Source organism: Brevibacillus sp. M2.1A (assembly GCF_013284355.2).
GTDB lineage: Bacteria > Bacillota > Bacilli > Brevibacillales > Brevibacillaceae > Brevibacillus.
In genome coordinates this window covers 1,787,797-1,802,242 of the sequence record NZ_JABSUY020000001.1, presented here as the reverse complement: position 1 = coordinate 1,802,242, position 14,446 = coordinate 1,787,797, and the positions used below count along the sequence as shown (strand labels likewise).

The 14,446-nt window shown below is 47.7% G+C and carries 14 protein-coding genes; 9 read left to right on the top strand and 5 right to left on the bottom strand.

Going from position 1 to position 14,446, the window contains the following annotated elements:
• Positions 1-3: 3 nt before the first annotated feature.
• Positions 4-1,983 (bottom strand): methyl-accepting chemotaxis protein, encoded by a 1,980-nt coding sequence (locus HP567_RS08915; protein ID WP_173609027.1) that lies wholly within the window; start codon positions 1,981-1,983, stop codon positions 4-6.
• Between the two features lie 242 nt (positions 1,984-2,225).
• The gene (locus HP567_RS08910) at positions 2,226-3,158 is read right to left on the bottom strand and encodes a 3-hydroxyacyl-CoA dehydrogenase family protein (protein ID WP_173609028.1); all 933 of its coding nucleotides are present in this window, start codon (positions 3,156-3,158) and stop codon (positions 2,226-2,228) included.
• 201 nt (positions 3,159-3,359) lie between these two features.
• Here HP567_RS08910 and HP567_RS08905 point away from each other — a divergent pair, with 201 nt between their 5' ends.
• The 3 genes from HP567_RS08905 (at position 3,360) to HP567_RS08895 (ending at position 5,706) form a co-directional block, all read left to right on the top strand.
• Positions 3,360-4,061 (top strand): SDR family oxidoreductase, encoded by a 702-nt coding sequence (locus HP567_RS08905; RefSeq protein WP_173609029.1) that lies wholly within the window; start codon positions 3,360-3,362, stop codon positions 4,059-4,061.
• Positions 4,062-4,089: 28 nt separating this feature from the next.
• Positions 4,090-4,857 carry an SDR family NAD(P)-dependent oxidoreductase gene (locus tag HP567_RS08900; RefSeq protein WP_173609030.1) on the top strand — a complete coding sequence of 256 codons (768 nt, stop codon included), beginning with the start codon at positions 4,090-4,092 and terminating at the stop codon, positions 4,855-4,857.
• A 474-nt stretch (positions 4,858-5,331) separates the two neighbouring features.
• Positions 5,332-5,706: a hypothetical protein gene (locus HP567_RS08895; RefSeq protein WP_173609031.1), complete on the top strand. Its 375-nt coding sequence runs from the start codon at positions 5,332-5,334 to the stop codon at positions 5,704-5,706.
• Positions 5,707-5,886: 180 nt separating this feature from the next.
• On the opposite strand, the gene HP567_RS08890 is transcribed toward HP567_RS08895, so the two are convergent.
• Both HP567_RS08890 and HP567_RS08885 read right to left on the bottom strand, forming a co-directional pair.
• Positions 5,887-7,308, bottom strand: a complete 1,422-nt coding sequence (locus HP567_RS08890) for a SpoVR family protein (RefSeq protein ID WP_173609032.1) — start codon at positions 7,306-7,308, stop codon at positions 5,887-5,889.
• Positions 7,309-7,442: 134 nt separating this feature from the next.
• Complete coding sequence (locus tag HP567_RS08885; protein WP_173609033.1) at positions 7,443-7,625, bottom strand: hypothetical protein; 183 nt, start codon at positions 7,623-7,625, stop codon at positions 7,443-7,445.
• Between the two features lie 197 nt (positions 7,626-7,822).
• On the opposite strand from HP567_RS08885, the gene HP567_RS08880 reads away from it, so the two are divergent.
• From HP567_RS08880 to helD, 6 genes are all read left to right on the top strand, one after another.
• Positions 7,823-8,197 carry a DUF423 domain-containing protein gene (locus HP567_RS08880; RefSeq protein ID WP_173609034.1) on the top strand — a complete coding sequence of 125 codons (375 nt, stop codon included), beginning with the start codon at positions 7,823-7,825 and terminating at the stop codon, positions 8,195-8,197.
• 133 nt (positions 8,198-8,330) lie between these two features.
• The gene (locus HP567_RS08875) at positions 8,331-8,900 is read left to right on the top strand and encodes an RNA polymerase sigma factor (RefSeq protein ID WP_173609035.1); all 570 of its coding nucleotides are present in this window, start codon (positions 8,331-8,333) and stop codon (positions 8,898-8,900) included.
• Positions 8,869-9,999: a DUF4179 domain-containing protein gene (locus HP567_RS08870; RefSeq protein WP_173609036.1), complete on the top strand. Its 1,131-nt coding sequence runs from the start codon at positions 8,869-8,871 to the stop codon at positions 9,997-9,999. The genes HP567_RS08875 and HP567_RS08870 overlap by 32 nt, the downstream gene beginning before the upstream one ends.
• 12 nt (positions 10,000-10,011) lie before the next feature.
• On the top strand, positions 10,012-10,647 hold the full coding sequence (locus tag HP567_RS08865; protein WP_173609037.1) for a hypothetical protein: 636 nt from the start codon (positions 10,012-10,014) through the stop codon (positions 10,645-10,647).
• Positions 10,648-10,772: 125 nt separating this feature from the next.
• Entirely contained in the window at positions 10,773-11,396 is a 624-nt protein-coding gene (locus tag HP567_RS08860) for a DUF6143 family protein (RefSeq protein ID WP_173609038.1), read from the top strand.
• Between the two features lie 254 nt (positions 11,397-11,650).
• On the top strand, positions 11,651-14,011 hold the full coding sequence (helD, locus tag HP567_RS08855; RefSeq protein ID WP_173609039.1) for an RNA polymerase recycling motor HelD: 2,361 nt from the start codon (positions 11,651-11,653) through the stop codon (positions 14,009-14,011).
• Positions 14,012-14,057: 46 nt separating this feature from the next.
• Here helD and HP567_RS08850 read toward each other — a convergent pair whose 3' ends face one another.
• The gene (locus HP567_RS08850) at positions 14,058-14,396 is read right to left on the bottom strand and encodes a DoxX family protein (RefSeq protein WP_173609040.1); all 339 of its coding nucleotides are present in this window, start codon (positions 14,394-14,396) and stop codon (positions 14,058-14,060) included.
• Positions 14,397-14,446 lie beyond the last annotated feature (50 nt).

Here is a 14,446-nt window from a genome sequence, read left to right as displayed (position 1 = left end):
AGATTAATAGGTAAATTTATTGAGCAATACTTTCAGCTCTTCCGCCAGTGACGACAAGGATTGAGCGGAGGATGAGATCTCTTGCATGGAGGCGAGCTGCTCCTCGGTAGAGGCTGCTACTTCCTCGGCTGTTTCGGCGTTGCTTTTCGCGATGGTGACGAGCACATTGGCTGTCGCAGTTACTTCCTGAACAGCAGCCAAGATTTGCTGTGCGATCAAGGATACTTCTGCGATATGTGGGTTGGTCATTCTGGTGCTTTCCATAATGCCTTCAAACTTGTGAATCGTCTCCTCTGAAACGTTCAAGCCTGCTTCAACATCCAGTCTGACTTTTTCCATGTTGTCGACGGATTGCTTAGTTTCCCGTTGAATCTCTGTGATCAATTCAGAAATTTGCTTAGCCGACAATTGTGATTGCTCAGCCAACAGTCGCACCTCTGTAGCTACAACCGCAAAGCCTTTGCCATGCTCACCAGCCCGTGCCGCTTCAATCGCTGCATTCAATGCCAGCAAATTCGTCTGCTGGGCAATCCCGCTGATGACATCTGAGATCGTCCCAATTTCTTTCGAACGATCATAGAGCGATTTGGTCATGCGATCAGACTGTTCTACTGATTCATGAATCGACTTCATTTGACTCATGACTTGTTCGACAAAGCTGCCACCTTCTTCTGCCTGAACCGTCGTTTGCTGAGCAGTATCCGACAACACATTGACACTCTCTACAATCCGTGTGACCCCTTCCGCAATGTCCTGCAGTGAGCGCACATTTTGGTCGATTCCGCTTGTTTGTTGTTCCGCGCTGCCAGCTACCTCCTGAACAGCAGTCGTTACATGCTCGGTTGCAATGCTCGTCTGCTGCGCGCTCGCAGTCAATTGCTCCGAAGACGCGGCTACTTGCTCTGCTCTAGTCTCGACATCTGAGATGAGCGCCCGCAGGTTATCCTGCATCGTATTAAACGCATGGCCGAGCTCACCGATTTCATCAGTTGACCGTACTTTAATCGGGTCAGTCAAATTACCTTGGCTCACTCTAACCGCATGTACCTTCACTTCCTGGATGGACCGGAGAAGAGAACGCAGTACAGCTGCTACAATGAGTGCTCCCAGCAGCAAGCAGATCGTAATCGTCCAAAACGTTTGCGCGAAAATCGGCTGTGCAGCATCCTCAACCTCTGATAAGTACATCGAACCAGCAATTTTCCAGCCAGTAGCCGGATTCGTTACATAGTAAATCTGTTTCGGGATGCTTTGCTCCTCGTAATTGAAATGACCTGTTTCTCTTTGGTACAAGTTGTCGTAAAAACTCTCTTGTGCCACAGTTCCTGCCTGATTTTCCGGGTGGACGACATACTTCTTATTGCTGTCCACTACGATGACATCTCCATCCGAACCGATGCTGACTGAGTTTGCCAGTTGTTTGATCTGCTCAATCCCAACTGTAATGCAGATAACCCCAGCGCCATCCTCCGTCGTTCTTGCTACCGCTACTAAAACCTCACCTGATACCGCCGAAATATATGGGTCCGTAACGACGACAGTTCCCTTGTTTTCCATCGCTCTCTTGTACCAGTCTCTCGTACGCGGATCAAACCCTGCCTGTACTTCTTGCTTGGGAGCGCGGAAGTATTGTCCGTCAACTGTTCCCAAACTGATACTGGACACGTCCGCATGCATACCCATATACATATCCAAATGGTGCATGATTTCTTTTTGAACATCAGCTGATTTCACGCCAGGTGTGATATCTTTTGCCAAATAGTCAGCATCCTTCTTTTTGCCCTCAAACGTACTGCTGACGATGGAGTTGACCAAATCGACGTTTTCGTTGGCACTATCCAAGATCTGTTTGGCAATTTCTTGTTTCGCTTGATTGTAAGCCAGGCTTCCAACGACAAGGGAAGGGACTAACAAAATCAAGAGAAATGTGATTATGAGTTTGGTTCGATAGCTTCGAAACCAATTTCGCAAGTCAACTTTCACTTCATTTCATCTTCTTTCTAAGTTGTATTTAGGGAAACGTTTCATGTTGGTGAAGTCCTAATTTTTTATATCGGTAACGAAGGTTGGTTAATTAAGCAAAAAATATATAGAACTGTAATAGGTATAAAAAAGCGGGGCCTATACCGCCCCCAAGGCCATAGAAAAACCGCCCTGCTTACGTATGATAGACAGGACGGTCGGTATTGACTGCTATTTAGTAGCGAAATTTATTGTAAGTTACTTCAAACGCGCTTCATTTTCGCTAAACGGATAAACTGTTCGTCACGTACACGCAGCTTTTCTGAGACAGATGCATCCTTATACGAGTAAATCCCTGCGCCCGTCTTGGTGCCGAGATTGCCTTCTGCTACTCGTTCCTCAATGATGGCGGGTGCTTTTGTCGAGCCATTCAGCTCTGGCGCCAGGTTATCTATCACGCGCTTCCACGTATCGAGTCCACCTAAATCCGCCGTCTCAATAGGCCCGACAAAAGCCCAACGAAAGCCAATTCCGTTCTTCATTACCATATCGATCTGGGCTGCATCTGCCACACCTTCTGCGAGCAAATGAAAAGCTTCTCTCATCAAAGCTGTTTGCAGCCGATTGGCGATAAAACCCGGTACATCCTTTTTCAACAAAACCGGAGACTTCCCGATCTCTTCCATCAGTTGTATCGTTTTTTGAACCACTTCCTCCGCGGTCTTCTCGTGCCTGACTACCTCGACCAACGGAACCAATTGGGCTGGATTGAAAAAATGTGTAATGATAAAGCGCTGAGGCGTGGTTGCTTTTTCGATCAGTCGCGCAATCGAAAACGTAGACGTATTGGAAGCAATAATCGCATCTGGTCTCGCGTATTGCTCCAGCTTTTCAAACAGCTCCCACTTTAGCTCGATGACTTCTGGTACCGCTTCTGTGATGATTTCAGCAGCAGATACTGCCTCTTGCAAATCCGTGGTCAGGACGATTTGCTCGAGCGCTGCTACTTTAGACTCGTCTGCAATCACTCCCTCTGCAACCAGAAGGGAAAGGCTGTGCTCAATGCTAGCTCTTGCTTTCAGCAAAAACTCTTCCTGCAAATCGTAAAGAGAAACACGAAATCCAGCCAACGCGAATAGCTGCGCGATTCCATGTCCCATAACACCTGATCCGATGACAGCCGCATGCTTTTCCATAGAAAGAGCCCCCCAGGGTGAATTAGGTTTACTTACTAAGCTTTCCACGATGAAATACCTAGTTCCTGCCCAATAAACTCCTACTACTTTTATCGAAATTCATTCCTATGGCGCTTGTTGGCAGGAATAAAGTTTTGTACCATTAAAAAACGTTTAGTAAACCCAGTTATTGGAATGGACGTTTTATATACGGAGGCACACATGAAACTACTGAATAAAATCGTGGTCATCACAGGAGCCAGTCAAGGATTGGGCCTTGAGATGGCAAATGTTTTGGCAAAAGAAGGAGCGATCGTTTGGGCAACCTCTCGAACCGCGCCACATCCGAACGAAATTGCACAAGCTGAGCCGGGAAGTGTGACGAATGTACAGCTAGACGTGACCGACGAGCAAAGTGTCCTTGCCTTATTTGCGCAAGTACAAAGGTTATACGGACGTTTAGATGTCCTTGTCAACAATGCAGGAGTCGGCGTGTTTAAACCTGTCGAACAAACAAGCGTAGATGAATGGGAGCATGTTTTTCGCACCAATGTAACTGGACTCTTTCTTTGCAGCCGCGAAGGATACAAGGTAATGAAAGCTCACGGAGGCCGTATCATCAATATCTCTAGTGTCTCAGGGTATATTCCCATTGCAGAAAACGGTGTTTATGGAGCTTCGAAATTTGCCGTCCAAGGCTTTTCCCAAATTTGCAATGAAGAATGGAAAAACGACAATGTAAGAGTCTCCACCATTTTTCCCGGTGCCGTTCATACAAACATGACGGAGGAGCGGCATTTTTTTGATCCGAGTGCGATGCTCGTACCAAAAGATGTGGCGGATACCGTGTTAGATATCGCCTCCCGTCCGCTCCACGTTCGAATCGATGAAGTCAAAATCCTTCCGCCTAAAGGCGTTCTCTAAATGACAGATGAATAAGGAGAGTTTACAAATGCACCAAGTAGCAATCATCACAGGAGCAGGCAATGGGATCGGGGCAGCAACCGCAAAGCTTTTGGCTCAGCATGGGGTACGCGTCGCTGTTCTTGATGTACAAGAAGAAAAGGCACAGCTAGTCGCCAAAGAAATTAATCAGGCAGGCGGTCAGGCCTTGTCTATTCGCTGTGATGTCGGTCAACGAACGCAAGTAGAAGAAGCCATCCAGCTAGTAGAATCGCATTTCGGAGATATCACTATCTTGGTCAACAATGCCGGAGTTGGCGGTCCATTCCACCGAGTCGACGAAGTCTCCGATGAAGAGTGGGATTGGATCATGAATACCAACTTGAAGAGTGTATTCCTATTTTGCAGAAACCTGCTGCCCAAGATGAAAGATAGGAGCTACGGGAGGATCGTAAACATCGCTTCCATTCAGGGCTTGCTAGGCTCTGCACATTCATCCACCTACGTCGCTTCCAAGCATGGCATGATCGGTTATACAAAAACAATTGCTGCGGAATGGGGAGAGCATGGAATTACTTGCAATGCCATCTGTCCCGGATATGTGGATACCGCAATGGGCGTACGTCCGGAGGATATTTCGGATTACATGAATCGGGTCATCGCCAAAAGCCCGGTGAAACGGGTAGCTCAGCCGATGGAAATCGCCCAGATGATTTATCATCTCGCCGGGCCGCATAGCGGGTACATCAATGGAGCGAGCATCACCATGGACGGCGGGATCAGCAGTCATATTGGAATTACGGATCAGTTGTCCTAGTTCGGACACGTAGAAAAGGCCGCACGCTCGATCAGTTTCCACCGGGCATGCGGCCTTTCTTTCCTCTACCCTTATAGTCCAAATAAAACATCCAGAAAGCCACCGCAACTGTGATGACTACTGAAACCTTTCTATTTATTCCCATGCTAACGTCTAGATCGAAAAATCTGAATGCTAACAGCCCAAGAAGTAAAACCAAGAGAATTTTTCTGATAGTATCACCTCATTCATCAGTCTTCTTCCTTATATTAATGGTAATTGTTTGAAATTCACACAAAAAATTCAACCCATTTTCAAATAATTAGTGTAAATACCAATCCGAAGTCTGGCAACTTTCTTAGACCACCTCATATGTTATTGCAGGAGGTGGTCTAAGTGGCTAACAGATGTCTTTGTCGAGGCAATAGATGCACGATCTTTTGCAGATGTGGATGCAGGCGAAGAAGGAAAATAGCAGCGAATTAGGAGGATTATATGCTATTCCTAAACATGATTTTTCTCAGTTTAGTGACGGTTAGCAGTATCCTTTATACCTACAAAAATCGGTCCGAGCTTGCCTGTATGGATGGCATGATCATCGCTGTCGCAATTGGTATGGTGGTTGGGTTTATCTCGGGGAAAATGATCTCTCTTACCGCTTCTATTGAAGGAGTAATGGCTGGAGTAATGGGCGGGTTGATGTCACCTATGCTAGGTGCCATGCTTTCTCATCCCTTGGGGCTTATCTGGTTTCTCGACTTTGCCTACATCTTTGTTTTCATCCTGATTGTTTTCCTAGTAAAAGAAGCAAGGCAAGCCTTTTTGGAAGAAGCGATCGAGGTTGAGAAAAAAACAAGCAGTTTATCTTGAAACTCCTTAAAAATACGGATGCTCTCGCTACTTTGCGAGCTTTTTCCACCTCTTCAGGATTGAATAGTTGGTAGTTAACGTTTTAAAGCATTTTCATTCCACGTGTACTTAATAAGCGGTTCGGACACATAGAAAAAGCCGCGCGCTCGGTTAGCTTCCACCGGGCATGCGGCCTTTTCCCTATAAAAAGCGGCGATGCACTTTCTTGCCATCGTACGTAAACAACACTTGTCGATCCTCCACCATCGATTCCAGGTGAACGGATTTTCCCCACATGGTATAGATGTAAGGCAATGTTTTTTCTACGTATTTGACGTCCAGCTCCAGCCCCTCGAAATGATGCTTCAAGTACAACTCGCCGGAGCGTAAGTAATCCCCATCGTGCACGAGTACATAAGGGAACCCCCCGTTAACCCGTGTGCCCGCCAGACCATCGCGTACCTTCTCCCACTGCTTTTCCGCGACAACCCAATCGTTGCCCTGCTTCCCGAACATATACAAATCCAGATCACTGACGAGTTCCTTCGTCAGGAAGTTGCGTATAAAGCTGATGTCGGACTCCAGCTCGCGCACCTCGAAAATTTTCGCGCGTCCCTCTCCTGGCTTGCGTCCGAAACGCTCCTGCTCTTCCTTCGTCGGATTATCCCATCTCTTTTCAATGTCCTCCAAAATTTTCAGGCCCAAATGATACGGATTAATGCTCGTCGTCGAAGGCTGAATGACGGAGGAATGCAGCTTGGCAAACTCGATCGTCTCCGATTCTGTCAGCTCCATTTCCCGCAGGATGCGCATATGCCAGTAGGTAGCCCAGCCTTCGTTCATGATCTTCGTCTCCATCTGCGGCCAGAAATACAGCATCTCATCCCGAATGATCGTCAGTACATCCCGCTGCCAATCGTCCAGGATATTGCTGTATTCCATAATGAACAGCAACAGGTCTTTTTCCGGCTCCGGCGGGAATTTGCGTGGTGCTTTTACCGGCTCGGCTTCCTCTTTTGCTTTGCGGTCCAGTCCCCAGAGATCGTCATAAGGGGAGTGCCGTTCGTTCTTCGTCTTTTTGTTCGACTCCTCTGGCTCTCGTTTCCAACGCAGCTTCGGACGCAGCAAGCTCGGATCGATGTGCTCCTGAATCGCCAAGCTCGCATCGAGCAAATTCTCCACAGCTTCCTTGCCATACTCGATCTCATACTGGCGAATCCGCTCTCCGCTGGCCGCCATGCTTTCGACCATATCCCGATTGGTGTTGGAGAAGCGCACATTGTTTTTGAAAAAGTCGCAGTGAGCAAGGACGTGAGCCACAATGAGCTTGTTTTGAATCAAGGAATTTCCATCCAAAAGAAATGCGTAACAAGGATTGGAGTTGATGACAAGCTCGTAGATTTTGCTCAGATTCAGGTCATACTGCAATTTCATCCTGTAAAAGGACTTCCCAAAACTCCAGTGCGAGAATCGTGTGGGCATTCCATACGCGCCAAATGTATAAATGATGTCAGACGGGCATATCTCGTATCGCATCGGGTAAAAATCGAGATTGAACCCTTTGGCGATCTCGGTAATTTCGTCAATGGATCGCTCCAGTTCTTTTCGCTCGTCGTTGGTCAAATCGTTTCGCCTCCCCCTTTTGCCGTCGGTCTACTTTATGTATATGGGGGAGCGCGCCAAAAGACGCCAGCCTTTCGAAGAAAAAAGGCATCTCCGACTGGAGACACCCTTGATTTGTTTTTTGTCCTACCTTCTTAGCCTTGGAACCAGTCGCGTACACCAGAATAAATAAGAGCTCCCGCGAATACGACCACAGTGATCAGACCAACTCCATCCACCACCGGGTCCAACCCAGTTAGGAAGGAACCTTCCAGCGGCGCTTTCAACAATGCGTAGCCACCAAGAAGCCCTCCTACGTTGGAAATCCATTTGTTCATATTACGTCACCTCCCGTCGCAGTAGCCTGTAAGCGTTGCCACTGCGATACTTTACTCTATGTAGGAGGTTGACAAGCGGCTTGTATGGTAGTCCAAGGCGTGTTCACCAAATTACAATTGGGCAATGTCTACCTTTTTACGATAAAATAGAGGTCGGACAGATGTACAGGTTATGCGAAAAAAGGAGTGACGCACTCATGAAGCTGTTTTTGATGCTAGGCAGTATCAGTGGATTTCTTTCGGTTGCGTTGGGAGCATTCGGGGCACATGCACTGAAAGAAAAGCTGGACGAATATTCGCTGGGCATTTTCCATACGGGCGTGACCTATCAGACGACACATGCGCTGGCTCTCGTGCTGGTTGCTCTATTGCTCAAGTGGTACCCGGATTCTTCTGGCCTCGTCTGGGCAGGCTGGTGCTTTGCAGCCGGAACCGTGATCTTCTCCGGCAGTCTCTACACGCTGGCGATGACTGGTATTAAGGTTCTCGGTGCGATTACGCCGATTGGCGGAGTCTTGTTCCTCGCTGGCTGGGCGCTGCTTGCCATTCATGCCTGGAAAACGGTGTCGTAAACGAAAGAGTTCATATGCTTGCAAAAGGTTGGGATCTTGCTCCCAGCCTTTTTTCTATGCAAAAAATCGAAAGCCAGTTGTGTCGATTCTCCAACGCTTGACGTCTAATTCTGTTGAAGAAGGGAGGGAGAAAATGGAATCTACACCTTTTGATGAGAAGTACTGGATTTCGCGTGCCAAAGAAAATCGAGAGGACTTTGCTCCTATTTATGATCATTATGTAAAGCGAATTTACCGTTATTTTTCATTCAAAGTGGGGAAATTGCTAGCCGAGGATCTGACACAGCAAACCTTCTTAAAAGCAATGAGTCGGCTTGACAGCTTTCGGGAAGAGTCGCTTTTTTTCACCTGGCTGTTTCAGATTGCCAAGTACACGCTCATGGACGAACAACGCAAGCAAAAGCGGCGCCCGAGAGAATGTGAGCTTGATTCTCTCTCTGCCAATTCGTCTGCCTGCTATTCAGAGTATGCAACCACTCAACTTGATTTAACTTCTGCCCTACAGCAAATCAATGAGATCGAACGGGAAATTATCATGCTTAGATTTTTCGGTGAATGTACCTTTGCCGAGATCGCACAAATCATGCAAATGGGCGAAAGTGCCGTAAAAAATCGCCTGTATCGCGCCTTAGAAAAGGTAAAAGGAAATCTACGAGGATCGGAGGATTCTTATGAAGCGCAATTCAGACGAGATTGTTTCTGAACAAATCGAGAGCTTTGCCAAGTGGCTGGAGGCGCCTCACTCGGAGTTGCGCAACGGGGCTCTGGCCTATGACGCATCTGAGCTTATTGACATCGTCAAACAGCTTGAACGAGAAAACGGAATACACACCCCGGACGAAGAAACCGTAGCACGGATGAAAAGCAATTTATTCACAACCATGCCACAAGAGCAGTCATCCGGTTCCCGTATCCGCATGAAAAAGATTTTCATGGCCTCTGCTAGCGTTGCGTCCTTCCTGCTTTTCACCCTCCTGGCGCTCGGATTTTCCTCACCCACATGGGCAGAAAAGTTGAAGCATGTACCGGTCATCAGCTCTGTCTTTGAACTGTTTCAAGAAGATGCTCTACAAATCGCCAACGAAAAAGGGCTAATTACCGCAGTCAACCAAAGCGCAGTGGTCAATGGCATTACGATAACGGTCAACGAAGTATTTTACGATGGGATACAATTGAGTATTGGCTATTTGATTCAGATACCCAAAACGACCGAAAAATCAGCCGCCAAGGAAATCGCAGAAAGAATCGTGCTAAAGGATTTTACCTTGGCTGAGCCCATCGATAGCACTGGAGCTGGCTGGAGCAGTAAGGTCAAACAGATGGAGGATTATTTGTTTGCAGGTGTTACTTCCATTACCCTCAATGGAACTTGGCCCGATCAGTTTACGATGCAGGCGCAGTTATATGACTATCAAAATGCACAAAGCACATGGAACCTGAAACTTCCCGTTGTAAAGCAGTTTGCGAAGATTGACAGTAAGACCCTCACGCCTAACATCAGCCAAACCTTGCGGAGTAATTTTGCTTTTCAAGTCAAAGAGGTTACACTCACGCCGGTATCCACAACGGTTGTACTAAAAGAAATTCCGCCTGACGACAAACTATATGAGCCTTCGTATACTCTCCTCGATCCCAATGGTAAGGAAATTCATATTGAGGAGGAAAGCACTGATTACGACGAGAATGGGATTTCGCGAAAATTTATCGTTTCCTTCAAGGAAAAACCCGCTTACATCCATTTAATCCCGCATATGAACGGGGAAGCAGAACCGGATAAAGCAGTAAAAATTTCGTTACAGTAAAGGAGATCGACCATGAAAATACAACCTTTTCAAGCAATCGGCAGTTTATTGTTGGCAGCTGTTATCGGTTTGTCAGGAGTCGCGACTGTAAGTTCGGGGCATGCTCCCGCCGCGCAGCCAAGTGATGCAAGCAAGCAGGAATCATTACCTGCTCTCGTAGAGGCCAGTTTTCAAAAGCTGCTTGAAGTGGAGCCCTCGCTGAAAACGTGGAAAATCATGGGGATACATAAGTCTCCCCTGTCTATGTCAGGAGACATTCGGGGAGTATGGACGATTACCCTGCATGAGACAGGGAATGCAACGGATAGAGGGAAACGTTTTGCCGAAATGCAATTCGACAGCACGACAGGCATTTTGCTGCACTATCATGGTGGTCCCTTTCCCGCAGCGAAAGTAGCGTCCCGCCAAAAGGATTACTACCAGCAACGTGGACAAGAGCTTATGAACCAAATACTTGGCAGCGAAAATACGAAGCAGTTTAAAACCGTTAGCAACCAATTCATTGAAACAGGAGATACGAACGGATTTACACGAGAGCTAGGCGGGATTACTTTTAAAGCCGAGAAGGAGCAAATTGAACTGTCCATCGACTCAGACGGCCGCCTGGAGCAATACCATCGCGTTCGTCTTCCTAGCCAGAAAAAGTAATCCATTTCAAACTCGTTCAGACACCAGCTACAATGGTGTCTGTTTTTTGCTTCCTGACACCCTCCATGGACGATTGCCATATGCTGTAGGGTTAGCAGTTACCCTACACACAAGGAGAGGAAATCATGACGAAGCCCTCCTATACTCGCCCCTCGTACTTTTTTGGCGGAATACCGGATGTCTACATGCAGATGGGGTACTATCCGTTTCCCACTCCTTCTGCTACGGAACAGCTGAGCCGGAATGTTCACATTCCGTATGCGATGTCGATGGCGGATCAATGCAAATACTTCATGGGGCAATCGGATAAAATCACAGTGAGCGATGGAGCTCACGGGATCGCTGCCTTGTCGAACCCATTACGCTCTGGCGTTCATTTATTTGTCAACCACTGGATGATCACGAATCCATCCCCGCACCCGATAGAAGCACATTTCTTGTTTGGCAAAGCCTCCTCAATCACAGGTACGACTCTCTCACGTCAAGTGACTTCCGGCTATGTTCAACTCCCGTCTTGTCCCACCGCCCAAGGGCAACTTTTGCATGGCGCTGGTATGGCGGATACACTCTCTGATCACATTCATACCTCCACGCGAATCATTCCGGCCTCCTCCACCGTTGAGGCGACCCCTGGCGGACAGTGGATTCTCGGACCTGGAATGGCTCTCATCGCTCGCGTTCCAAACGCAGGTGAGAAGACATCCTTTTACTTTTCAATAGACTGGTGGGAACAACCCGTATATGGGTAGCTCTCGCCGGAATCCTTGGCGGACAAGTCTAACCGCAACAAAAAAGGGAACCCCCAAAGGAGTTCCCTGTCATTTCACTTTGTATTTTTCCTATACCATGTTGAAAAGCCAATTATCACATGATAAAATGAGAATTGGTCTGTCGGTCAATCGATAATATGTAGCTATTTTATCTCCAATATAATAGTATCACATTCACTTTCGATTGTCAAACCTTCAGGTCAAAAAATGGGGAACGAAAAAGGAGCGGTACCATGAGCGTGACTGATCAAGATAGGCAAAACGAACAACAACGTGTTGAACAAGTCATCTCAGAGATAAAGAACCGAATAGATGACCTCAAAGAGCATGTGAATGTCGTGAGCGAGGATATCATCGGAATTCGCAAGCATTTTTGGGACGACGTGACAGCCAACTTCGAGGATGCGATCGAAGCTGTAGAGACTTACGCCAGTATCAAGCAGCAAGCGGAAGTCCTGTCCGAGCGTGAACGCATCCATCGCCATGCCCAAAATCAGTTGCGTACGCTGCAGCGCTTGTTGCACTCTCCCTATTTTGGCAGGATTGATTTTCAAGAAGAGCTGGAATCGAAGCCAGAAGCCATCTATCTCGGCATTGCTTCTTTGCTGGATAAAAACGACGAGGAGTTTCTCGTCTATGACTGGCGCGCTCCGATTTCCAGTCTGTATTACGACTACTCGCCGGGGCCAGCAACGTACAATACCCCGAGCGGAAGCGTTAATGGAGAGATTACGTGCAAAAGACAATACATCATTCGCGACGGCAAATTGCTGCATCTGTTTGATACGGGGGTGACGATTGGCGACGAACTGCTTCAGGAAGTACTCGGCAAACAGGCTGATTCGCAGATGAAAAGCATCGTGGCCACGATCCAACGGGATCAAAACCGCATCATCCGAAATGAACGCAGCCGACTCGTCATCGTCTCCGGAGCTGCCGGTAGCGGAAAAACTTCTGCGGCCTTGCAACGAATCGCTTATTTGCTATACCGTTATCGCAAGACATTGACGGCAGAGCAAATCGTCTTGTTTTCGCCCAACTCTTTGTTTAACAGCTACGTCTCGACCGTTCTTCCTGAGCTCGGCGAGGAAAATATGCAGCAAACGACTTTTCAGGAATACGCGGAGCATCGTCTCGGTGACGACTTCCGCCTGGAAAACCCGCTTGAACAGATGGAGTATGTACTGACAGCAAGTGATCAGTCAGGATACGCGGCGCGGCTGGAAGGAATCCGTTTCAAATCAAGCTCCTTGTTTTTGCAGGCCATGGATGAATACGCGAATAGCCTGAAGCAATCTGGAATCATGTTTCGCCCCGTTACATTTAGAAACCAGACTCTGATCAGTGCGGCTCACATCCATGAGCTGTTTTATTCTCTCGATACGAGTCTGCCGATCCCCAATCGGATGGTACTCGTTGCGAAATCACTGCTGACAGAGCTGAAAAAACTGGAACAACGCGAACGCTCGAAACCATGGGTAGAAGATGAAATGGAGCTGCTAGACCGAGACGCTTACGTGGCTGCCTATCAATCGCTGCGCCGCAAAAAGCAGTTTCGGGAGGATACCTTTGATGACTTCGAACGCGAGCAGGAGCTCTTAGCCAACTGGATCGTCAAAAAACAGTTTCAGCCTCTGCGCAATTTTATCCGGGAACTCCAATTTATTGATACTCGCGCTATTTACCGCCAGCTCTTCTTGTCACCTGACTTGCTCGGGACGCTTGCTCCAAATACTCTCCAACATGATGGATTAGACAAGTGGCCCGCAGTGTGCGAACAGACAGCAGATCGTTTAGAGCAACAGTATTTGGCATGTGAAGATATCCCTCCTTATTTGTATTTGCAGGAACGATTGGAGGGCAAGCAGACGAACAACCTCGTCCGTCATGTCTTTCTCGATGAAGCCCAGGACTACTCCGCCTTTCAGTTTGCTCTCATCAAAAGCTTGTTTCCCCGTGCCAAAATGACCGTGCTGGGAGACTGGAATCAGGCGATTTACGCCCATGCGTATCACCAGAATAGCTTTGATGCTGTCACATCCCTGTTTGAGCCTGAAGAGACGGAGACCTTCGTCCTGACCAAAAGCTACCGCTCCACCTATCCCATCGTCTTGTTTACACGACAATTGCTACGAGATGGGGATATGATTGAGCCTTTTATGCGTGAAGGTCGCTTGCCAACGCTAACCAAAGTGACATCACCTCAAGCTCATACCGACCAAATCGAAGCACGCATACGTGAGCTCACAGATCGCGGTCATCAAACGATCGCTGTTATCACAAAAACACTAGAGGAAGCCCAAGTCGTTCATGACGCTTTGCAGGAGAAATTGCCAATTCGCCTGATCAAGCCCGCTACTCTTTCCTTTGAAAAAGGAATCTTGATCATACCCTCTTACTTGGCAAAAGGGGTGGAGTTCGATTCGGTCATCCTTTATGATGCTTCCGCTGCATGCTACGGCGAAGAAAGTGAACGCAAGCTTTTTTACACGGCATGTACACGAGCCATGCACGAGCTGCACCTATACTATTCGGGTGAAAAAAGTCCGTTTTTAGATAACGTTTCTCCTGCGTATTACGAGCTGTTTGTTTAAAAAAGAGATCCAGCTGACCGCTTACTGGTTCAGCCGGATCTCTTTTTCACCTTTTTAGCCCCACACAAATCGTGACAAGCAACAGGATCAAATCCATCTCATAACCGCCGACAAAGCCTTTCGCCCATTTCACTGTCACAATCGCACCTGCCATGATCGCAGCTAATCCCCAGGCAGCATATCTCGCCCCGACTCCGATGATCAGAGCGAGACCGCCGATCAATTCTACGATCAAAACCACATACGCCAGCCACCCCGGCAAACCGAGATCACTAAACGTCGTCACAACAGCAGCCATCCCTTTTTGAAGTTTGGCTATGCCATGGATGAAAAACAAGATTCCCGTCGCGATCCGCAATAAAACAAACGCTTTTTCGTAAGCCATCTTCTCTTTTTCTCCCTCCCCTCCACCACTACCTTATGCCCACTTGCGTA

What these genes read in the sequence shown, in the direction of transcription:
- HP567_RS08910 (WP_173609028.1), bottom strand. Translation starts at nt 3,158, where the DNA reads ATGGAAAAGCATGCGGCTGTCATCGGATCAGGTGTTATGGGACATGGA.
- HP567_RS08905 (WP_173609029.1), top strand. Translation starts at nt 3,360, where the DNA reads ATGAAACTACTGAATAAAATCGTGGTCATCACAGGAGCCAGTCAAGGA.
- HP567_RS08900 (WP_173609030.1), top strand. Translation starts at nt 4,090, where the DNA reads ATGCACCAAGTAGCAATCATCACAGGAGCAGGCAATGGGATCGGGGCA.
- HP567_RS08895 (WP_173609031.1), top strand. Translation starts at nt 5,332, where the DNA reads ATGCTATTCCTAAACATGATTTTTCTCAGTTTAGTGACGGTTAGCAGT.
- HP567_RS08885 (WP_173609033.1), bottom strand. Translation starts at nt 7,625, where the DNA reads ATGAACAAATGGATTTCCAACGTAGGAGGGCTTCTTGGTGGCTACGCA.
- HP567_RS08880 (WP_173609034.1), top strand. Translation starts at nt 7,823, where the DNA reads ATGAAGCTGTTTTTGATGCTAGGCAGTATCAGTGGATTTCTTTCGGTT.
- HP567_RS08875 (WP_173609035.1), top strand. Translation starts at nt 8,331, where the DNA reads ATGGAATCTACACCTTTTGATGAGAAGTACTGGATTTCGCGTGCCAAA.
- HP567_RS08870 (WP_173609036.1), top strand. Translation starts at nt 8,869, where the DNA reads ATGAAGCGCAATTCAGACGAGATTGTTTCTGAACAAATCGAGAGCTTT.
- HP567_RS08865 (WP_173609037.1), top strand. Translation starts at nt 10,012, where the DNA reads ATGAAAATACAACCTTTTCAAGCAATCGGCAGTTTATTGTTGGCAGCT.
- HP567_RS08860 (WP_173609038.1), top strand. Translation starts at nt 10,773, where the DNA reads ATGACGAAGCCCTCCTATACTCGCCCCTCGTACTTTTTTGGCGGAATA.
- helD (WP_173609039.1), top strand. Translation starts at nt 11,651, where the DNA reads ATGAGCGTGACTGATCAAGATAGGCAAAACGAACAACAACGTGTTGAA.
- HP567_RS08850 (WP_173609040.1), bottom strand. Translation starts at nt 14,396, where the DNA reads ATGGCTTACGAAAAAGCGTTTGTTTTATTGCGGATCGCGACGGGAATC.